This window comes from Mycolicibacterium peregrinum (genome assembly GCF_001665625.1).
In the GTDB taxonomy this organism is placed as follows: domain Bacteria; phylum Actinomycetota; class Actinomycetes; order Mycobacteriales; family Mycobacteriaceae; genus Mycobacterium; species Mycobacterium peregrinum_B.
This window is the reverse complement of the sequence record NZ_LZSY01000190.1, coordinates 32,995-52,385: the sequence shown is the minus strand read 5'-3', so window position 1 is coordinate 52,385 and position 19,391 is coordinate 32,995. Positions and strand designations below refer to the sequence as shown.

The window sequence follows — 19,391 nt, the reverse complement described above, 5'->3', positions numbered from 1 at the left end:
GATCACTGTGTGCCCGTCGCCACCCACGGGACGCGATCGGCCGGGGCATCGTCGAGCACGAGGTCGGCCACGCGTGACCGATGGGCTTCGGCACTGCCCAACAGGGCGGCATCGGTGGTGGCCCGCTTGAAGTACAGGTGCGCCTGGTGCTCCCAGGTGAACCCGATCCCGCCGTGCACCTGGATGGTGTCCGCCGCGATCTTGGCAAATGCCGCCGACGCGGTGGCCTGCGCAATGCTGGCTGCCAGCGCCGGGTCGTCAGTGCCGTCGGTCAGTGCCCACGCCGCGTGATAGGTCGCTGACCGCGCGTGCTCGAGGTCGACGAGGTCATCCGCCAACCGGTGCTTGACGGCCTGGAAGGACCCGATCTGCCTGCCGAACTGAAGCCTCGATTTTGCGTACTCCACGGACAGATCCAGCAGATGCTGTGCGGCTCCGATCTGTTCGGCGGCCAGGAGTGTCGCTGCCACCTGGAATGCGTGCGTGATGACGCGGTCGGCCTCGTCGGGACCGGCCACCAGTTGGGCGGGCGCCGCGGTCAAGACGATGGTGGCCTGCGGCCGGGTGGGGTCGAGCGTGGTCAGCGGGGTGCGTTGCACTCCCGCGTCTGACGCGTCGACCACGTGCAGGCCGACGCCGCCGGATCCGGCGGCCGCCACCAACAAGGTGTCCGCGGCGTCGCCGTCGACCACGCGCTCGACCGTGCCGGTCAACGTCCCGTCTTCGGCGACAGTCACATTCACCGCGGCGGGATCGAATGCGCCCGCCCGGTCCGGGACCGCGAACGCCGCCGTGCGGGTGCCCTCGGCGAGTGCTCCGAGGAGCTCGTCGCGCACCGGACCGGCCGAGGCGGCCACGAGCGCGGGGACGGCCAGCAACACGGTGCCGAACACCGGTCCGCAGGCCAGTGCCGCCCCGAGTTCCTCGACCGCGATGGCCTGGTCGACGAGCGTGCCGCCGGCTCCGCCGTCGGCCTCGGGAACCGCCAGGCCGAGAACGCCGAGCTCAGCGCCCAACCGGGCCCATACTTTCGGATCGAACCGTGGCTCGGATTCCATGAGTGCCCGCACTGTCGGCTCGGAGAAGTTCTCGGCACAGAACTTTCGGACCGCGGTGCGCAGTTGAGCCTGCTCGTCGGTGAACCTGAACTCACCCTGGTCCTCAGCCACATCTCTGCGTTGATCCGCAAGCTTCTCAACCACGCGGGATCTCCTTCCACGGCATACCGGCATCGGCGCGCAGATCACCGGGCAGCCCGAGGATCCGTTCGCCGAGAATGTTGCGCATCACCTCTGAGGTGCCGCCTTCGATGGTGTTGGCCTTGCTGCGTAGGAAGCGCTGCTGGAGGGGCCCACGCCAGTCCTTGCCGTCCTGCTCGTCGTCGCGATCACCCGTCCCGTAGCCGTGATACAGGATCCCCTCGGGCCCAAGCAGATCCATGCACCACTGGTAGATGTGCTGGTTGAGCTCGGCGCCGACGAGCTTGCCGATCGAGCCTTCGGGTCCCGGTCCGCCGACGGTGGCGGCCGCCCGGGACCGCTCGGCGGTCAGCCGTTGGGCCTCCGAACGCAGCCAGAGTTGGCTCAGCCGGTCCCGCAGCACCGGAGTCCGCAGGTCCGGGCGTGATGCCCACAGCGCCACGGCATCCGAGATGGTCCCGGCTCCGCGTCGATTGCCGCTGCCACCGAGCGCGCTGCGCTCGTTCATCAGGGTGGTCATCGCGACGTTCCAGCCGTTGCCCACTGCGCCGAGCCGGTGCGCATCGGGGATGCGGGCGTCGGTGATGTACACCTCGTTGAACTCGGCCTGGCCGGTCATCTGTCGCAGTGGTCTGGTCTCGACGCCCGGGCCGTGCATGTCCAGCACGAAGTACGTCAGGCCCTTGTGTTTGGGCACATCGGGATTCGTACGGGCCAGCAGCAGACCCCAGCGGGCGCGGTGCGCCAGACTGGTCCACACCTTCTGCCCGTTCAGCACCCATTCGTCGCCATCGGGCACCGCCGACGTGGCCAGCCCGGCCAGATCTGATCCGGCGCCTGGCTCGGAGAACAGCTGGCACCAGATGTGTTCGGTGCTGGCCAGCGGCCGCAGCCAGGATTTCTTGAGCTCATCGGACTGTGCGTGCTCGCGCACCGTGGGTGCGGCCATGCCGTAGCCCATCGGGTTCAAGCTCAGCGGGATGGGCCCGCCGGCGCCCTGCAGGATGCGGTCGGCCACGGCCTGCAGACCACGTGACACCCCGAGACCACCGAGGCCCTCGGGGAAGTGCACCCAGGACAGGCCCGCGTCGTAACAGGCGGCCAGGTACTCCGGGATGGGGACTTTCTTGGGGTCGTGGTCGGCCACGACCCGGCGGGCGAGGTCGGCGACCCCGTCCGCATCAGCGACGCTGCTCATCCAGCCACGATAGGGAAAGGGGTCTGCCGGCCTGCAGGCGGGCGGTAGCGTCCACGGTCGTGGACCGAAAGCGCGTGGTGATTGCGGGACTCGGCGACACCGGCGTGCTCACCGCGATCCGCTTGGCGCGTCGTTTCGACGTCGTCGGCATCTCGGTCAACCCTGGCCTGGTCAGCGGTCAGGAGCTGGGCACCCGGTTGGCCCGGCCCGAAGACTGGGCACGCAACTACTGGATCGGCTTCGACCGGTTCCGCGAACTCGACCGGGTCCGCACGGTGCACGGCACGCTGGCAGGCGTCGACTTTTCGGCACGCACGGTCAGCGTGCAGGATGCCGGCGGGAACGAGCAGGTGGAACCCTATGACGCGCTGGTCATCTCGACCGGTGTGACGAACGGCTTCTGGCGGCAGGCGGTTCTGCAGTCGGCAGGCGATGTCGATGCCGGGCTGAGGACTGCACACGAGCGATTGGGTTCGGCACGTTCGGTTGCTGTCATCGGTGGTGGCGCGGCGGCGGCCAGCAGTGCGGCCAACATCGCCGTCCGGTGGCCGGGTAACCAGGTGGGGCTGTACTACCCCGGCGAGCATCCTCTGCCGCAGCACCACTGGCGGGCCCGGAAGCGGGTCGAAGACAGGCTGGCTGCGGCGGGCGTGACCCTGCACCCGGGGCATCGCGCCGTGGTACCGGAAGGCTTCGACTGCGCGGCCATCACCTCCGAACCCGTCCACTGGAGCACGGGACAACCTTCGGTGCAGGCCGATGCGGTGCTGTGGACCATCGGCCGGGTCCGGCCGAACACGGACTGGCTGCCGGCGGACGTCCTCGACGAGCGCGGGTTCGTTCGGGTGACACCGGAACTGCGGGTGCCGGGACACGATGGCGTATTCGCTGTCGGCGATGTCGCGGCCACCGACCCGCTGCGCTCCTCGGCCCGAAACCGGGCCGACGGACTGCTGGCCCGAAACGTGACCGCCTACTTCACCGGCGGCACGACGCGCAGCTACCGTCCGCCGTCCAGCCGGTGGGGCTCGGTGCTCGGAGTGCAGCCGGATGGGTTGGAGGTGTTCGCTCCCAACGGATTTGCCTTCCGATTCCCGTCCTGGTCGATCGAGCGGGTACTCCAGCCGTGGATCGTCCGCCGCGGCATCTACCGTGGCGTGCGGCCCGGAGATCAATCCATCGTCACCAACGGCTGATCGACGGGCACCACATAGGTGGACAGCATCAGGGTCCGCACGGTGCCGACATTGTGGGCATTGTGCACGACGCCCGCCGGGATGAGGAACGGGTCTCGATGATCTCGAAACCCGGTGTGGGAGCCGCAGAACGCTGAAGTTCGGTGCGGGAGACCCCGGCAGTCGGATCGTCGGCGAGCGCCGTAGGAGCGGTTCGGTGCTGGCTCTTTCGCGTATGTAACGCCACGGCGAAATTTCGGCTGATTTTCCGCCGTGGGGTTACGAACGCGGCTCAGGCCCGGGGCAGCGCGACGGGCACGGTCTGCAGGCCGGGGCTCACCGGGCTCACCGGGGCGGGAACCGCTCCCGGCACCCCGGCCACCCGAGGCACCCCGGCTACCCCGGGCACCTGGCCGGGCACTCCGGCCGTGCCGGGTACCACCGGTGCAGCGGGCGCTGCCGCCACGCCGGGAACCTGAGCAACCTGACCGGGCACCTGAGCAACCTGACCGGGCAGGGCGGGAGCAACTTGACCGGGCAGGGCGGGAGCAACTTGGCCGGGCACAGCCGGCGGCACCTGACCCGGCACGGCCGGAGCCGGAGCAGCCGGAGCGGGGGGAGCGGCGGCCGCCGCAGCGTTCTGACTGAGCACCCGCAGCAGGTCGGGCTTCATCTGCTGCAATTGCGATCCCCAGTAGTTCCAGTTGTGGGTGCCGTTCGGCGGGAACTCGAACTTCGCGTTGCGTCCGCCCGCGGCCACGTACTTCTGCTGGAACTCCTTGTTGGAGTTGATCGTGATGTTCTCCAGGAACTGCGCGCTGTACAGCGTGCCGAAGTTACCGCCTGGATCGTCGAGTTCGGAAGGAACACCATTGCCGCAGTACACCCAGATCGCGGTGTTGTTGGCCACCAGCCGGTTGATGTTGACCGTCGGGTCGTTGCGACGCCAGGCCGGATCACTGGACATGCCCCACATGTCGGTGGGGTTGTAGCCACCGGCATCCTTCATCGCGAAGCCGATCATGGTGGGCCACAGGCCCTGTGACGGATTCAGGAAGCCGGACAGGGCGCCGGCGAAGATGAACTGGGCTGGATGCCAGATAGCCAGGGTCAGGGCCGCGCCACCGGACATCGACAGCCCGACGACGGCATTGCCGGTCGGCGCGACGTCGCGTTTGGCAGCCAGGAAGGCCGGAAGTTCCTGGGTGAGGAAGGTTTCCCACTTGTAGGTGGTGGTGCCCGCACTGCCGGCCGCGGGGCGGTACCAGTCGCTGTAGAAGCTGGACTGCCCTCCGACGGGCATGACGACAGAGATGCCCGACTTGTAGAACCACTCGAACGCGGCGGTGTTGATGTCCCAACCGTTGTTGTCGTCCTGGGCGCGCAGGCCGTCGAGCAGGTACAAGGCGTGCGGTCCGCCGCCCTGGAACTGAACCGTGATGTCGCGGCCCATCGCGGCCGACGGCACCTGCAGGCGTTCCACGGGCAGACCATCGCGCGAATACGCCGCGGCGGTCGGTGTGGGCGCAGCCATCACCAGTGCCGGCAACATCAAACCTGAAATCGCCGCGGCCGCCACGCGGCGCGACACCCGACCGAACATTCTCAGTCTCACACCGGCACGCTAACAACGCCTGAGATGCGACTACCGGGGCCGCGCCCGGCGTAACCCCTCTGTTATCAAGGTGATTCAGTTCTGATGCCCGTGGCCGCGCCGCCGCCACTCGCGTGGTGGCACGCCGTGCGTGCGGCGGAACTGGCGGCTGAAGTATCCAGGGTCGGCCATTCCCACCCGCGTGGCGACCTCTGAGACGGCCAGGTCCGTCTCACCCAGCAGGTCGCGAGCCCGGCTCATCCTGCGCTCGTTGATCCACTCGCCGACCGTGCGACCGGTCCGCCGGCGCACCAGCGTGGTGAGATGACCCGCTGTCATCCCGACCTCGTGAGCGACGTCGCTGAGCGAGAGCGGCTCGGACAACCGGCGGTCGATCACCGAGAACACCTCGGCCAGCAATGGCTCGCCGCTGCGCCGCAAGTCGCTCACGATGTCGTCGGCGAGGCGGGCCAGATCGATGAGCAGCAGGGTCAGATGGGCCAGTACCGCTTGGCGGTAGCCTTCACGCCGGGCGGCCAGCTCGTCCTCGATGGATCGGATGGTGTTGTCCCACAGCGGCTGTCGATCCGCCGGAACGTGTAGTTGCAGCAGCCCGCCGGACCGGCCGTGGAGGAACGGGAACAGCAGGGGATGAGCCTGCCAGGTGGGCCAGGGCGAGGCGGCGTCGTGCCCCAGCGCAGCGGGGTCGAAGAACACGCCGACGCCGTCGGCCTCGGCGGTCAGCGGCCGTGGGTCGATCACCTCAGCTGCCGCGACCACGTAGATGACCCCGTCGGTCGGTACGTACCAGAGCACCGGAAAGTCGTGTATGTGTGGCCGGTGTTCGGGGAATTCCGCACGCCGGCCGCGGGTCACCGACACCGGCGGCGCGTCGCGGTCGGTCCAATATCGGTAGACCGGGACACCATCGCGGTGGCGAACCAATCGGGACGCATCGGACATAGCGCCAAAGATAATCCTGATATCGCCAACCTTCACCCAACTAACCCTGCCCAGAAGGCTGGACCATGGATTTCATGACAGAACATCGTCCACATCTTCTGAAGAACCGGCATGACTACCTGCCTGCCGCCGGCCACGACGCCTTCCTGCCCGGCTACGACCTGCTGACGCGGGTCTTGGGGATGAACCCCGCCTATCGCGAACTGGTCACCCAGGCCGGGCTGACAGCCGGCCAGCGGGTGATCGAAATAGGTTGCGGTACTGGAAATCTGACTATGCGCGTCAAGAAAGCTTGTGCCACGGCCGATATCGTCGCCACCGACCCCGACCCACGGGCATTGCAGCGGGCGCAGCGAAAGACGAAGGGGATGACCGGTGTCCGCTTCGAACGTGCCTACGCGCAGGAATTGCCGTTCGATGACGGTGGGTTCGACGTGGCGCTGTCTTCGATGATGCTGCACCACCTCGACGAGGCGACCAAGGCGGCCGCCGCCGCCGAAGTGTTTCGGGTCCTGCAGCCCGGCGGCGTATTACACGTCGTCGACGTTCGCGGCGACGCTCTGCCGCAGCTGTTGCAGAAGGCCGGATTCGATTGCGCGGTAGTGGGTTACGGGAACATCCGGCTGGCCGGCAAGCTTACGTACCTCCGCGCTACTCGTCCTGCGTGAACGCGGCGGGCTCAGCCAACGGGATGAGCAGTCTCGACGGTGCGTCTCCGCCCTGACGGATTCGGTACGTTCCCGCGACCAGTGCCTCCCGCGCGGGCTGCGTGGGGACGAGGTGTGGGAAGTCGTAGGTGGTCAGGGTCAGCCGCAACCGGTGGCCCGGTGCGATCGACGCGGCGGTGGGGAAGATCTCCAGGTCATACCGGGTGAGCTCGCCACGCACGACCGGTTCGGCGGTGGCGCGGGTACTGATGTGATGCGCCCGCAGCACCTCTCCTTCTGGCCCATCCGGCAGGTACCACGTCTTGTCCGGATCCAATGCCCGATGAGAGCCGAGCAGCGCACCCTGGGTCAGCGGCCGACTGGCCCCGTCCGGGGCGACATCGTCGAGATGGGCCACCCACAGGGTCTCGGTCGTGTCAGCCGTTGCGTGCACGGTCAGAGTGATCGGACCTGCGATCAGTCGGGTTTCGGTGAACTCTTCTGTGGTGTAGGTCAGGGCCTCACGCTGCAGGCGACGGTTGTCCAGGTCGTAGCGGATGCGCCGTCCGGTCTGGGCGGCCATGAAACTGCCCATGCCCAGCGTCCACTGTTCGAGGCTGCGGCCGGAGACGGGCCCACGTACCGCATAGCGCAGGACGGCGTCGGTCTGCTCGGCAGTCGGCTCGGTGACGAGTTGCCCGCCCTCGGCCAGGTACAGCCGGGTTGGCGTGGCCTCAGGGAACGGGTAATCCTCTGCCTGAAACCATTTCGAGCTGCCGATGGCCTGGAAGCGGATGGGCGGGCCGGTGACTGCGGCGTCGGTGTCGTCCTTGAGCCAGCGGTCGAACCAGCGGAGCTGCAACGCATGGACGTGCAACCCGTCCATGTCCGAGACGTGGTACCAAGGCCCCATCATCAATTGGACCCGGTCCGAGAGCGGCTGGCCGGGCTCCATGGGAGCGTTGGGCGGCCGGCCGGTGTAGGCGTTCTGCAGCGCGGTGTAGTTCAGCGGAGCGCCGCGCTGGAAAGCGTCGTGCCAGCCGCCGATCAGGAACACGGCGACCTTGTTCTTCGCGATGTCGGGCAATACGTCCGACGCCCGCATGGTGTCCCAGAACGGCCCGTCGAACGCGGTGTCCCCACCGGCGGTGGCGTCGCCGATCATGGTCTTGAAGTACTGCCGCTGATCACGTCCGCGTTGGCGCACCGCGGCCAGGCCTCCGGCGCGAGGCCGTTCGTGAGTGCCGCGTTTGGCGAACTCCAGCACCGGGTTGACCACGTTCAGCAGTGAGTAGACAGCCCCGTAGGCGCGCACCGTGCGCATGTGCGGCACCCCGCCCATCGTGACGACATCGCGGTAGAAGTCATTGCCTGCCATCACCGGGAAGATCGCCTTCAACGGTGAGTCGGGGCCGACCGCGGCGGCGGTGAGGAGCTGGTTGATGGCCAGGTACGAGATGCCGAACATTCCGACCCTGCCATTGGAATTCGGCAGCGTTGCAGCCCAATTCACCAGGTCGACGCCGTCCTGGACCTGCACGGCGCCCAGCATCTCGAACGATCCGCCCGAGGCTCCGGTGCCCCGGACGTCGGCCATCACCTCGATGTAGCCGCGCCGGATCAGGTACGGGGTGGCCCCGCCGCCGATCTGGGCGGCCGGCGGCGGGGCCTTCTTGCCGTAGGGGGTGATGGACAACAGCACCGGGAACGGTCCCGGTGCCGGCGCCCCGGTCTCGGGAACTGTCGGGTAGTGGATGTCGGCCCGCAGCACGGTGCCGTCGGAGGCGCGGATCGCGACGTTGTGGTGGACGCCGATCCCATAGCGAGCCGGCGGTGGTGTCCAGGCCGGTTCCAGCGGAGACGGGTTGCGCTTACGGACGCGGGTCGCCGTTTGCCCGGCCACCTTCTTGCCCCGGTTTCCTCGGACCACCTGCCACGGGTTCGCCATCCGTCCTCCTTGACGTGTGTCGGCTTACCTCCACGCTATCCAGTGGACTACCCGGCCATGAACTCCGAGTAGGCCGAGGCCAGCTCGGGGGAGAGCGCCGTCACGTTGCACGTACGCTGCGTGTCCCCGATGGGGGCCAGGATGCCGCGCAGGTCGTTGTACTCCTGCGGGTTGGCGGTGAAGTAACCGCGCAGCGTGGCCGCGGCCTGCGGACGCGGCTGGGTGAACGCGGTGGTCACTGCCTGGTTGGCACCGGGGTGACTGTCGAGGTACGCGCGAGCGGCACCGGTGGTGCTGCTGACGGTGCCCGCCACCCCGCTGGCGCTGCAGTCGGGTGCGGCAGCTGCGCTCGGTGCGCCGATCATCGCGGCGGCGACGCCGCCGAGCAGGCCCGCGGCACAAGCGCCGGCAATTCCACGGCGCGCGGTGATACCAGTGAATTTCATGATCATTTTCCTTCGGGATTCTGGGATTCTCATTGGGTCGCGATCCGTGATCGCTTTCCCCGGCCCGAATTCGAAAGTAACCGCATCGTCGTCGAGCAAAACCTCTGCACTGTGAAACAGCTGTGACGGGTGTGGATGTGTTACGCCGGGCGACCGTGAATTGCGCCTCAGTCTCGCCCAATTCGGGCCGATGATCTTGAAATGTCTCAGAGACCGGGCGTCATTCTTAATTGATCGTGATGTGCGGCTACGGGCGTAGTAACCGAATCGTTATCCGGCCGACCTTCAGCAAACCGCTGTGGTCTACCGTTTGAGCGTTAGCCCGGCAAGCGAGTTTCGCAGCCCTCCATCGCGGTAGATCTGCACGCCTGCCACGGCCAGCATCACCGCAGCGGTTGCCAGGTGCACGATCGCATCCGTGGTGTTGTTGGGGAAGGCGAATATCAGGGCCACCTGATTGGAGAAGAACGCCCAGATTCCGGGCAGCGCCCCGGCCACCGCGGCCAGCAGGAGATAGAGCACGGCCCACGATTTTCGCCAACACAGCACCAGGCCGGGGCCGAACAACGCCAGGCCGGCCACCGCATGCCAACCGTTGTAATCCATGCCCAGAATCGGTGTGGTCGGCGCATCCGGTCCGATGGCGAAACTCGGCTCGGCAATGAACCCGATGATTGCCTGGACGACGTGGAACAGCGAGATGATCAGCAGTCCCCATTGCGCGAAACTCCACTGCCGACCTCGCACGCGAGGAGGACTGTTGGACACAGTTCGGACGTTACGTCTACTACAGCGTGTAGTCAACGGTTCGGTCGTAGGGGCGGGGCGGTCACCAGGTGTCGATGAACCGTGCACGAGGTGCAGGGCGTTCATGCTGCGCGGCCGCGGCCAGCGTGGCCGCGATCAGCCCCCGGGTTTCGGCCGGGTCGACGACGTCGTCGATCTCGAACAACGATGCGGAGTTGAGCGCCCAGGCGTTCTCTTCGGCGGCCGCGGTGGCCGCCCGCACGGCCTGCTCGCGTTCGTCGTCGTCGGCGATTGCCTCCAGCTCCTTGCGTAGACCCAGGCGGACGGCACCCTCCAATCCCATCGGGCCGAGGTGCGCGCCGGGCCAGGCCGCGGTGAGCAGCGGTTCATGAAGGCTTCCGCCGCACATCGCCTGTGCCCCAAGGCCGTAACCGCGTCGCAGGATCACCGCAACCAGGGGCACCGTGAGCGCTGCCCCGGCCACCAACATCCGGGAACCGCGCCGGACCAGGGCTTCGGCTTCGGCCGCCGGGCCGACCATGTATCCCGGACAGTCCACCAGTGACACCACGGGCAGGCCGAATGCGTTGCACAGTTGCAGGAACCGCGCGGCCTTGTCGGAGGCCGCGGCGGTGATGGCACCGGCCATCACCATGGTGTTGTTGGCGATGACGCCGACCGGCCTGCCGTCGATGCGGACAAGCGCGGTCACCATCTCCGGGGCGAACTTCTCGCGCAGAAAGGTCACCGAGCCGGCGTCGGCCAGTGTCTCGACGATGGGCGCCACCGGGTAGGCGCGCCGCGCTCGTTCGGGAATCATTGTGCGCAGGTCGGTTTGATCGACGACGGGACCAGGTCCGGTCGGTCCGGTGAAGTAGCCCATCAGCTTCCGGGTGGCAGCGACGGCCTGTGCCTCGTCCGCGACCACGACGTCGACGACGCCGTTGGGAGCCTGCACCGAGATCGGGCCGACGTCGTCGGGGGCGACCTCGCCGAGGCCACCGCCGGCAATCATCGCCGGTCCGCCCATCCCGATCGAGCTGTCCTGGGTGGCGACGATCAGATCGGCGGCCCCCGCGATCACCGCGTTGCCCGCGAAGCACCGGCCCTTGACCACGGCGATGCGGGGCACCAGGCCGGACAGTCCGGCCCACAACGCGAACGCCCGGATCTCCAGCGACGAGACCGTCGGGATGTCGGTGTCACCTGGGCGGCCGCCCCCGCCCTCGGCGAAGAACACCGTCGGCAACTTGAGCCGCTCGATGATCTCGAACAGCCGGTCCTTCTTGCGATGGCCGATGGCGCCCTGGGTTCCGGCCAGCACGGTGTAGTCGTACGAGAGCACCGCGCATGCGGCGCCGTCGATCCGCGCGGTTCCGGCCAGTAGGCCATCGCCGGGGGTGCGTTCGATGAGGTCGTCCAGGCTGCGACGTTGTTTCTGCGCCGCGATCGCGAACCGCCCGTACTCGACGAACGAACCGTCATCGATCAGGTCGGCGATGTTCTCCCGGGCGGTGCGGCCACCGGCGGCGTGACGGCGGCCGACCGCGTCGGGCCGGCCGGCATCCTCCGTCAGCGCCCTCCGGCGCAGCAGTTCGGCGAGATCGTCGCGGACAGCGTCGTCGGGCATCGGCAGGCTCCTGGAATAGCGGGCGTGCGGTCCGCGGTTGCGCACAGATGTGACCGCCACCTCATCTAACCCGTCGTTCGATCCGCACGAACTGTTGGCCGAGGCCGGCCTCGGCGTGTTGGCCACCATCAAGGCCTCGGGCATTCCGCAGCTGTCGCCGGTGACACCGTTCTACGACCGGTCAGCCGGCGTCATCTACGTGTCGATGACCGAAGGCCGGGCCAAAACGGTCAACCTGCGCCGCGATCCCCGGGCCGCGCTCGAGGTGACCAGCCCGGACGGCTGGGCCTGGGCCACGGCCGAAGGGCCGGTGACTCTCACCGGGCCGGGGACCGATCCGCACGGCCCTGAGGTCGAGGCGCTCGTCGACTACTACCGCAGCGCGGCAGGGGAGCACCCCGACTGGGACGAGTACCGGTCGGTGATGGTCTCCGATCGGCGGGTCCTGATGAAGCTGACCGTCGAGCGGGTGTACGGGGAGAAGCTGCGCTGACCTGAGGGACTCAGCCGACCGGCATCTCGGCCGCGATGCGGTCCAGCACCGCGGGATAGCGGTTGGCCTCGCGGTGCGCGCCGGGCTTGCCGCTGCTGACGATCGCGGCGGACAGGCTGCGCTGCGGATCGGCCCACACCGCGATGTCGACGAGCCCGGTGTGGCCGAACGCCGAGGGAGTGTTGCGGCCGAACGGCCCGAAGCGTTTTCCGCCGAGCATGTACCCCGTACCCCAGCGCATCGGCTTGAGTCCGGTCGCCACGTCGGGCCGCATTCGCCGGCACGGCGTGGTGGCGGCCTGCAGGGTCTCCGGCTTCATGATCCGGACCCCGTCGAGTTCGCCTCCGCGACGAAGGATCTCGGCGAATCGCGACAGTTCGTCGGCGTTCGAGACGGTGGTCGACGACGGGATCACGCTGGTGAGGAACAACGGGGTGTTGCTGAGCGGGATGATCCGGTCCAGTGTCCCGCCCACTGCCGCGCGGAACGCGGCGGCGATCGGCGCGGGCAGCGGTTTGCCGGTCACGTGGCTCGGCGCGACCAGCGGAACCTCTTCTGGGGCAACGCCGTAATTCGTCCACCGGAAACCCAGCGGGTCGAGGATCTCGTCGGCCAGGATGTCGCGGATGTTGCGCCCGGTGGCCGCCGAGACGATCTCGCGGATCAGTGGGCCCCAGGTCAGTCCGTGGTAGATGTGCACCAGGCCCGGTCGGTACACGGGCTTGAGCAGGGCCAGTTGCTCCCGGGTGTACTCGCTGTCGTCGACGCGGGTGACGTCGGGACGCGGACCGGTGTGGATCGGGACTCCGGCGCTGTGGGTCACCACATGCCGGATGGTGGTGCGGTCCTTGCCGTGACTGGTGTAGCTGGGCAGATAGTCGCAGACCCGGTCGTCGAGGGAGAAGTGCCCCTGTTCGACGAGCATGTGCACGACGGTGGTGCTGATCGCCTTGGCGGCCGAGTAGACGCAGAACGGGGTCTGCGTGGTGACGGGGATCTTCTCGGCGTCCGGTGCGTCGTCGGGGCCGTTGCCCCAGCCGTGGCCGATGGCCCGGTTCAGCACGGTTTTTCCGTTGCGGCGCAGGCACACCTGGATGGCCGGGTGCATGCCGGATCCGTACCAGTACCGGACCGATTCCCAGACGCGCTCGACGGCGGACGGGTCGATGTCCGAATGGTCCTCGTCGCCGATGTCGGTGACCGCGTCGAGGTCGGAGGGCAGGGCGATCTTGCCCGTCGGGGCTTGTTGGTTCATTCGGTCTTCCTGGTCAGGGAGGCGGACAGGTGGTGCTGCAGTGGTTGTCCGACCGCGCCCATCTGCAGGTTGTACGTGAGTTCGTCGCCCGCCACCTGGATGGAACGCGACAGTGCCGCAACGTTTTTGGCCGAGGCGGTCAGTCCGATGGTGGTCGCCGCCAGCTCCATGTCGATGCGCCCGTCGACGACCCGCACGGTGCCTTCCTGGATCTCGGTGATGCCGGTCGGATGTGCCAGTACCCATTCGACCCGCCCCGGCGCCGGGATCCGCAGGTATCCGGTCTCGGCGTGCAGCGGTCGGCCGTCATCGCGGGCCTTGGTGCGCTGACTGTAGGTCAAGAACGGCTTGCCGACGTGGCCGAAGGTGATTTCTTCGAGGTACTCGAACGACTCGATCGTCGGATATTCACCGGCGCCGGGACCGGACCAGGTGCCGAGCAGGGGAGCCAGCACGGTCAAGTTCGGGTGGAGGTCAGGCACACCGACAGGGTACGGCGGTGGTCTGGCCGCACCCCATCACGTCGCGTCCGCCCAGGTCAGCCGCCGGTGTAGGCGGCGGCGGTGCGATCTGCCGCAGCGCGTGCCTGCGCCGGATCTTCTCCGGCCGCCAGGTCGGCCTGGTACCAGAGTTCACTCGCAGAGGTCATGAAACCGCGGCCCTCGTCGCCGGCCGCCCAGGCGGCACCCTCCTCCGGCGTGATGCGGTCGCCGCCGCTGAGGTATCCGGCGAGTCCGAGAAGTGCAGAGTCCCAACCGACTCCGACCGCCCCGGGGCCGAACTGCAACCAGAACTCGTCGTCGTCGCCGGAGTGCATGATGTGATCCAGCGTGAAATTGGCCCGGCCCTCGCCGGCCTCGGTGATGGTGACCTCGACCCAACTGGTGGCGCCCATGGCCTCCCACGTGGTCGTGAAGGAGCGGGGCGGTTCGCAGGTCAGTACCTCTCCCGAGGCGTTGCCTTCCAGCTGGAAACGGCCGCCCACCTGCAGGTCGCCGGTGATCGGCAGGAACCACCGGGGGATCCGCTCGATGTTGGTGCAGGCATCCCACAGATCGGCGGCATCGGTGGGATAGGTCTGGCTGACGCTCACGACCCGTGCCTCCCGGGCCTCGAACGTCGTGCGGCCCACACTGCGGCGGACCTCGTTGAGCTGATGTTGGACGTCGATCACTGGGAAGCCTCCTTGTTCGTGGTTGTTCTTCGGTCCCGCTTGCCGCGCGCGATCTCGGTCGCCAGCGCATCGAGGTGCGGTGTCCAGTTGCGCCGGAACCGCTCCAGCCACTGGTCGACCTCACGCAGTGGCGCGGTGTCGACGCTGTAGAGCCGACGAGTGCCTTCGGCGCGAACATTGGCGAAGCCGTTGTCTCGCAACACCTTGAGATGTTGCGAGACCGCAGGCTGGCTGATGTCGAACTCGGCCCGGATCACCTCGGTGATGGCGCCGGACGACAGCTCATCCGCCTGGATGAGCTCCAGGATCCGCCTGCGCACCGGGTCTCCGAGGATGTCGAAGGCGTGCACGCGACCAATCTAAAAGTTCTTACTTATATAAGTCAAGGGTGATAATCAAGAGGTGTGCGCGATGACCATGGCCTGCGCTGTGGGCTCGTCGAGCTGCGCCTGACGCGCCCGCTTGGTGGTCGCGTACACGGTGAACCCCGTGGCCTCCAGGGCAGCGCACACCGCGGCCGTGTCGTGACGCAGGAACGTCAGCTCCACGTCCCGGCCGAAGGCGTGGTCATAGACCGCGGGCTCGCCGTCGGTCTGGAAGCCGAGCAACACCCAGCCGGGATCGCTCAGGACCCGGCGGTACTCGGTGAACAGTTCCGGCAGCGCCGCGGCGGGGGTGTGGATGATCGAGTACCAGGCGCACACCGCATCGAAGGTTCCCGGCACGTATGGGAGGTCGAACATGTCGGCGGTCCGAAACCGCACCTCCGGCCACTGCTGCTCGGCAAGAGACACCATCGCAGCCGAGCCGTCGATTCCATCGGTCTGCAATCCGCACCCGGCGAGCTCGGCGGCGGCCTCACCAGGCCCGCAGCCCACATCGAGGGCGGTTCGCCCGCCGGCCCGCGCCACCAGGTCGGCGAAGGACCGCAGAACCGCACGGTCGAAGGGCCGGGATTCGAATTCGCCGGCAAAGGTCCGGGCGTACTCGGGGGCGATCAACTCGTACTGGTCGTATGCCGGGCTACCCACAGGGTCACCCTAGGGCGCCATGGCAGATGCCCTGCTCAGACTGCACGGTAGGGTTCCGCAGGTGAGCACGTCTGCCGAGCATGCCGCGCGCCTGCGCGGTGGTCTTGTCGGCGCGTGCTCCGCGCTGACCGCGACGGTCGCCCATACTGCGGCCGGGGGCATGGCTCCGGCGAGCAGTCCACTGATCGTGCTGTTGTTGCTGTGTGCGGCACTCGGTGCCGCAGTCGGTGGCGTGAACCCGCAGACGCGCCGGGCCAAGAGCGGCCTGCTCATTGCCGGCCTGGGCGCCGGGCAGTTGCTCGGTCACTTCGCCCTGGCAACGGCCGGCGGGCACCATCACGCGGCATCGTTGCTCAGCGCCCCCATGGTCGGTCTGCACGCCGCTGCCGCGGTGGGTCTGGGCCTGGCTATCGGTCTGGCCGAGTACCTCTACGTGGTCTGCGCCTCGGTGCTGTCCTGGCTGCGGATCTTCGCTGCCGCCAGGATCCGGCCGTCGGTTCGTGCGCTCTGGTGGCCTTCGAATGTGGTTGTGGCGCGGCCTGTTCTGCTGCACACCGGGCTGGGGATGCGGGCACCGCCGCCGGCGCCCGCCATGGGCAGCTAAGGCCCACTCCTTGAGCTGAGCCCGTCGTCGGTGACGGGCTGTTCCGCGTTGTGCCCCGTGCGCACCTCTCCACGGGTTCTCCTGAGCGAAAGCGTCACCATGACCATCACCCCTGACGATCAACTACGCGAGGAATCACCTCCGCCCGTCAAACGCCATTCGATCCGCCCCCTTCTGGTGCGGTTGCACTTCTACGCCGGCGTATTCGTCGGACCGTTCATCCTGATCGCGGCTGTCACCGGCCTGCTCTATGCGCTGATCCCGCAGATCGACACATTCGTCAACCGGCACGAGCTGACGGTCGCGCAGGTGGGGACCGAGCGCCTGCCACTGGCGGACCAACTCGCCGCGGCCCGCCATGCCCATCCCGAGGGCACGGTGGAGAGCATCCGCCCGCCGGCCGCGCCTGACGAGACCACCCAGATCAGCCTGCTGGTGGGCCCGGAGTTCAAGGACGTTCCGCCGGACTACTCCCGCACGGTGTTCGTCGACCCGTACACCGGCGAGGTGCGCGGGGCGCTGACCACCTACGGGCAATGGATGCCGGTGCGGGCCTGGTTCGACGAGCTGCACCGCAACCTGCATCTGGGGGCATTCGGCCGCAACTACAGCGAGCTGGCGGCCAGCTGGATGTGGGTGATCGTGCTGGCCGGGTTGTCGCTGTGGATCATGCGGCGTCGGGAGAACCGCGCGATGCGCGACCTGGTCCTGCCCGACCGGACGACCCCGGGGCGACGACGCACGCTGTCCTGGCACGGCGCGGTCGGCGTGTGGATAGTGGCGGTGCTGCTGGCGCTGTCGATTTCGGGTATCACCTGGTCCCGGTACGGCGGCGAGACGGTCAACGGCATCCAGGCGCAGCTGGACACCACGGCACCTGCCGTGGACACCGCGCTCTCCGGAGCCCCGGCCGCCCAACCGGCACATCACGGCCACCACGGCGGCAGGTCCGAGTTGGGCGGCGCGGACACCGTGCTGCGCACCGCCGAACAGGCCGGGCTGCGTGGTCCGATGTGGATGTACCCCCCGGCCGAAGCCGGTCAGGCCTGGAAAGTGGCCGAGCGCAAACGTGATTGGCCCACGCGCGCCGACGCGATCGCGGTCGACCCCGATACCGGCAAGGTCACTGATCGGGTCAATCTGTCACAGTGGCCCCTGCTGGCCAAGCTCACCGACTGGACGATCGACGCCCACATGGGCCTGTTGTTCGGGGTTGCCAACCAGATCGTGTTGGCGCTCACCATGGTCGGCCTGATCTCGGTCATCGTGCGCGGTTATCGGATGTGGTGGCAGCGCCGGCCTACCCGGGGTTCGGCCTGGGCGGTGGGTCGCGCACCGCTGCGCGGCACGCTGCGCCAATTGCCGCCCTGGGCCGGCGTGGCGGTGGTTGCCGTCGCCGTCGGCATCGGGTGGGCCCTGCCGTTGTTCGGGCTGAGCCTGCTGGCTTTCCTGTTGGTCGATGTCGCCGTGGCGTGGTGGAAAGGAAGGTCAAATGTCTAGGGTTGCAGCTGTTCTGACGGCGACCGCGTTGACCTTGGCGGTCGGGTTGGCGGCCTGCACCGAGAGCCATCACGAGGAGAAGATGGCCGAGACGGTTCAGGTGAGTGAGCAGTGGGCCAGTGCGGCAGACGGTGGAATGACCGCGGTCTTCGGCAGGCTCACGAACACCGGGCACCACGACGCCCGCATCGTCTCGGCGACCTCGCCCGCAGCGGGCACGGTGGAATTACACGAGGTGGTCGGCGACGACAGCGGTTCGAAAACCATGCGGCCCAAGGAAGGCGGGCTCGCCATCGGGGCCGGGGCCACGCACGAGTTGGCGCCCGGCGGGGACCACCTGATGCTGATGGACCTGAAGGCCCCGCTGCAACCCGGTGCGGACGTTCCGGTCTCGCTGGTGTTCGAGGACGGCTCATCGCTTCCGGTCACGGCCCAGGTGCGTGATTTCGCCGGGGGTGACGAGAACTATCAGCCGCCGTCACCTCACGGACATGGCTGATCTGTCGCGTCTGTCGGTCAACCGGCGCCGCCTCCTCGCCGGAGGCGCCGCCGCCCTGGCCGGCGGTGCGGTGCTGAACCAATCCGGTGCAGCCCATTCCGCCACCGTGCGCAACGGTTTCGGAGTCGACGTCGAACCGTTCTACGGACCGCATCAAGGGGGGATCGCCACCGCGCCGCAGTCACACGGGCTGTTCGTGGCGTTCGATCTGAACGACGGTGGAAGACCTCCCGCAGGGCGCACCGAGCGGGAGACCGTCGCCGCGATCCTGCGGTTGTGGACGACGGATGCGGCCCGGTTGACGCAGGGCGCGCCTGCATTGGCCGACACCGAGCCCGAACTTGCCACCCGCCCAGCCAGATTGACCATCACGGTCGGCCTGGGGGTCGGGCTTCTCGACCGGATCGGCGCGACCGGTGCCCGGCCGCCGTCGGCGCGTGAGTTGCCGTTGTTCGACGTGGACCGGCTCGAACAGCGGTGGTCCGGGGGCGACCTGCTGTTGCAGATCTGTGCCGACGATCCGGTGACGGTGGCCCATGCCAACCGGGTACTGACCAAGAACGTCCGGTCGATGGCGGCGCCGCGGTGGCGGCAGGCCGGGTTCCGCAATGCCCGTGGGGCCGACGCCGGCGGCACCACCATGCGCAACCTGATGGGGCAGGTCGACGGCACCGCGAATCTGGCGGCCGCCGACTTCGACGATCTGGTCTGGATGTCGGGACCGGCGCACCCGGGACTTGTCGGCGGCACGTTGTTGGTCATCCGACGCATCGCGATGCACATGGACACCTGGGATGAGCTTGACCGCCGGAGCAAGGAGTTCACCGTCGGGCGCACCCTGGATTCAGGTGCTCCCCTGACCGGCAGCCGCGAGCATGACGAGCCAGATTTCGCGTTGACACATAATGGGATTCCGGTCATCCCGCAGAACTCGCACGTCGCGCTGGCCCACCATCGGGGCACCCGCGAGCGGTTCCTGCGCAGGCCCTACAACTACGACGATCCGGCAGATCCCGGCCAGACGTCGAACAGCGGGTTGATCTTCGCGACTTTCCAACGCGACATCGACGAGCAGTTCTTGCCGGTGCAACGGCGTCTTGCGCAGTTCGATGCGCTGAACCAGTGGACCACCGCAATCGGCTCGGCGGTGTTCGTGGTGCCCGGTGGAGTGCGCACACCCGACGATTACCTGGGACAGGAGTTGGTCGGCTGAGTTCAGGCCACCTGGTGCGAGAAATGGACCGACTCTGAGCTGACGATTGCACTCCACAGAGCACAGACCGCTGAT

The 19,391-nt window shown here is 68.0% G+C and carries 20 protein-coding genes; 7 read left to right on the top strand and 13 right to left on the bottom strand.

Annotated elements, in window-relative coordinates; all coding sequences use genetic code 11:
• Positions 1-2: 2 nt before the first annotated feature.
• Both A5779_RS30560 and A5779_RS30555 read right to left on the bottom strand, forming a co-directional pair.
• A complete protein-coding gene (locus A5779_RS30560) occupies positions 3-1,202 on the bottom strand; it encodes an acyl-CoA dehydrogenase family protein (RefSeq protein WP_110777923.1) in 1,200 nt (399 codons plus the stop codon).
• Positions 1,195-2,397: an acyl-CoA dehydrogenase family protein gene (locus A5779_RS30555; protein WP_064887481.1), complete on the bottom strand. Its 1,203-nt coding sequence runs from the start codon at positions 2,395-2,397 to the stop codon at positions 1,195-1,197. The genes A5779_RS30560 and A5779_RS30555 overlap by 8 nt, the downstream gene beginning before the upstream one ends.
• A 59-nt stretch (positions 2,398-2,456) precedes the next feature.
• Here A5779_RS30555 and A5779_RS30550 point away from each other — a divergent pair, with 59 nt between their 5' ends.
• Positions 2,457-3,593 (top strand): FAD-dependent oxidoreductase, encoded by a 1,137-nt coding sequence (locus A5779_RS30550; RefSeq protein WP_064887479.1) that lies wholly within the window; start codon positions 2,457-2,459, stop codon positions 3,591-3,593.
• 271 nt (positions 3,594-3,864) lie between these two features.
• Here the strand turns inward: A5779_RS30550 and A5779_RS30545 are convergent, their stop codons facing one another.
• Complete coding sequence (locus A5779_RS30545) at positions 3,865-5,187, bottom strand: esterase family protein (protein WP_413784958.1); 1,323 nt, start codon at positions 5,185-5,187, stop codon at positions 3,865-3,867.
• 75 nt (positions 5,188-5,262) lie between these two features.
• Positions 5,263-6,129 (bottom strand): helix-turn-helix transcriptional regulator, encoded by an 867-nt coding sequence (locus A5779_RS30540; RefSeq protein WP_064887475.1) that lies wholly within the window; start codon positions 6,127-6,129, stop codon positions 5,263-5,265.
• A 74-nt stretch (positions 6,130-6,203) separates the two neighbouring features.
• On the opposite strand from A5779_RS30540, the gene A5779_RS30535 reads away from it, so the two are divergent.
• On the top strand, positions 6,204-6,797 hold the full coding sequence (locus tag A5779_RS30535; RefSeq protein ID WP_064887521.1) for a class I SAM-dependent methyltransferase: 594 nt from the start codon (positions 6,204-6,206) through the stop codon (positions 6,795-6,797).
• On the opposite strand, the gene A5779_RS30530 is transcribed toward A5779_RS30535, so the two are convergent.
• The 4 genes from A5779_RS30530 to A5779_RS30515 all read right to left on the bottom strand — a co-directional run bounded on the left by A5779_RS30530 (position 6,781) and on the right by A5779_RS30515 (position 11,547).
• Positions 6,781-8,592, bottom strand: coding sequence for a CocE/NonD family hydrolase (locus A5779_RS30530; RefSeq protein ID WP_064887519.1), 1,812 nt, complete (start codon positions 8,590-8,592; stop codon positions 6,781-6,783). The genes A5779_RS30535 and A5779_RS30530 overlap by 17 nt on opposite strands.
• A gap of 179 nt (positions 8,593-8,771) precedes the next feature.
• Positions 8,772-9,170 (bottom strand): heme-binding protein, encoded by a 399-nt coding sequence (locus tag A5779_RS30525; RefSeq protein ID WP_064887517.1) that lies wholly within the window; start codon positions 9,168-9,170, stop codon positions 8,772-8,774.
• 303 nt (positions 9,171-9,473) lie between these two features.
• Positions 9,474-9,938, bottom strand: coding sequence for a DUF4383 domain-containing protein (locus tag A5779_RS30520; protein ID WP_236734931.1), 465 nt, complete (start codon positions 9,936-9,938; stop codon positions 9,474-9,476).
• Between the two features lie 61 nt (positions 9,939-9,999).
• Entirely contained in the window at positions 10,000-11,547 is a 1,548-nt protein-coding gene (locus A5779_RS30515; protein WP_064887515.1) for an acyl-CoA carboxylase subunit beta, read from the bottom strand.
• Positions 11,548-11,596: 49 nt separating this feature from the next.
• On the opposite strand from A5779_RS30515, the gene A5779_RS30510 reads away from it, so the two are divergent.
• Positions 11,597-12,040: a PPOX class F420-dependent oxidoreductase gene (locus A5779_RS30510; protein WP_064887471.1), complete on the top strand. Its 444-nt coding sequence runs from the start codon at positions 11,597-11,599 to the stop codon at positions 12,038-12,040.
• 10 nt (positions 12,041-12,050) lie between these two features.
• Here A5779_RS30510 and lipE read toward each other — a convergent pair whose 3' ends face one another.
• From lipE to A5779_RS30485, 5 genes are read right to left on the bottom strand one after another with little or no spacing between them, the layout of a single operon-like run.
• Positions 12,051-13,295 carry a lipase LipE gene (gene lipE, locus A5779_RS30505; protein WP_064887469.1) on the bottom strand — a complete coding sequence of 415 codons (1,245 nt, stop codon included), beginning with the start codon at positions 13,293-13,295 and terminating at the stop codon, positions 12,051-12,053.
• Positions 13,292-13,777 carry a peroxynitrite isomerase gene (locus A5779_RS30500; RefSeq protein WP_064887467.1) on the bottom strand — a complete coding sequence of 162 codons (486 nt, stop codon included), beginning with the start codon at positions 13,775-13,777 and terminating at the stop codon, positions 13,292-13,294. Before A5779_RS30500 ends, lipE begins: the two co-directional genes overlap by 4 nt.
• A 56-nt stretch (positions 13,778-13,833) precedes the next feature.
• Positions 13,834-14,469 (bottom strand): SRPBCC family protein, encoded by a 636-nt coding sequence (locus A5779_RS30495; protein ID WP_064887465.1) that lies wholly within the window; start codon positions 14,467-14,469, stop codon positions 13,834-13,836.
• Positions 14,466-14,819, bottom strand: coding sequence for an ArsR/SmtB family transcription factor (locus A5779_RS30490; protein ID WP_064887463.1), 354 nt, complete (start codon positions 14,817-14,819; stop codon positions 14,466-14,468). Before A5779_RS30490 ends, A5779_RS30495 begins: the two co-directional genes overlap by 4 nt.
• 45 nt (positions 14,820-14,864) lie before the next feature.
• Complete coding sequence (locus A5779_RS30485; protein WP_064887461.1) at positions 14,865-15,500, bottom strand: class I SAM-dependent methyltransferase; 636 nt, start codon at positions 15,498-15,500, stop codon at positions 14,865-14,867.
• Positions 15,501-15,561: 61 nt separating this feature from the next.
• Between A5779_RS30485 and A5779_RS30480 the strand changes: the two genes are divergently transcribed.
• The 4 genes from A5779_RS30480 (at position 15,562) to A5779_RS30465 (ending at position 19,316) form a co-directional block, all read left to right on the top strand.
• The gene (locus tag A5779_RS30480) at positions 15,562-16,104 is read left to right on the top strand and encodes a hypothetical protein (protein ID WP_064887513.1); all 543 of its coding nucleotides are present in this window, start codon (positions 15,562-15,564) and stop codon (positions 16,102-16,104) included.
• 99 nt (positions 16,105-16,203) lie between these two features.
• On the top strand, positions 16,204-17,604 hold the full coding sequence (locus A5779_RS30475) for a PepSY-associated TM helix domain-containing protein (protein WP_064887460.1): 1,401 nt from the start codon (positions 16,204-16,206) through the stop codon (positions 17,602-17,604).
• A complete protein-coding gene (locus tag A5779_RS30470) occupies positions 17,597-18,103 on the top strand; it encodes a copper chaperone PCu(A)C (protein WP_064887458.1) in 507 nt (168 codons plus the stop codon). The genes A5779_RS30475 and A5779_RS30470 overlap by 8 nt, the downstream gene beginning before the upstream one ends.
• Positions 18,096-19,316, top strand: coding sequence for a Dyp-type peroxidase (locus tag A5779_RS30465; protein WP_064887456.1), 1,221 nt, complete (start codon positions 18,096-18,098; stop codon positions 19,314-19,316). Before A5779_RS30470 ends, A5779_RS30465 begins: the two co-directional genes overlap by 8 nt.
• Positions 19,317-19,391: the final 75 nt, after the last annotated feature.

Excerpts from the sequence above, each read along its gene's own strand:
- A5779_RS30555 (WP_064887481.1), bottom strand. The coding sequence starts at position 2,397 with ATGAGCAGCGTCGCTGATGCGGACGGGGTCGCCGACCTCGCCCGCCGG.
- A5779_RS30540 (WP_064887475.1), bottom strand. The coding sequence starts at position 6,129 with ATGTCCGATGCGTCCCGATTGGTTCGCCACCGCGATGGTGTCCCGGTC.
- A5779_RS30535 (WP_064887521.1), top strand. The coding sequence starts at position 6,204 with ATGACAGAACATCGTCCACATCTTCTGAAGAACCGGCATGACTACCTG.
- A5779_RS30525 (WP_064887517.1), bottom strand. The coding sequence starts at position 9,170 with ATGAAATTCACTGGTATCACCGCGCGCCGTGGAATTGCCGGCGCTTGT.
- A5779_RS30515 (WP_064887515.1), bottom strand. The coding sequence starts at position 11,547 with ATGCCCGACGACGCTGTCCGCGACGATCTCGCCGAACTGCTGCGCCGG.
- lipE (WP_064887469.1), bottom strand. The coding sequence starts at position 13,295 with ATGAACCAACAAGCCCCGACGGGCAAGATCGCCCTGCCCTCCGACCTC.
- A5779_RS30475 (WP_064887460.1), top strand. The coding sequence starts at position 16,204 with ATGACCATCACCCCTGACGATCAACTACGCGAGGAATCACCTCCGCCC.
- A5779_RS30470 (WP_064887458.1), top strand. The coding sequence starts at position 17,597 with ATGTCTAGGGTTGCAGCTGTTCTGACGGCGACCGCGTTGACCTTGGCG.
- A5779_RS30465 (WP_064887456.1), top strand. The coding sequence starts at position 18,096 with ATGGCTGATCTGTCGCGTCTGTCGGTCAACCGGCGCCGCCTCCTCGCC.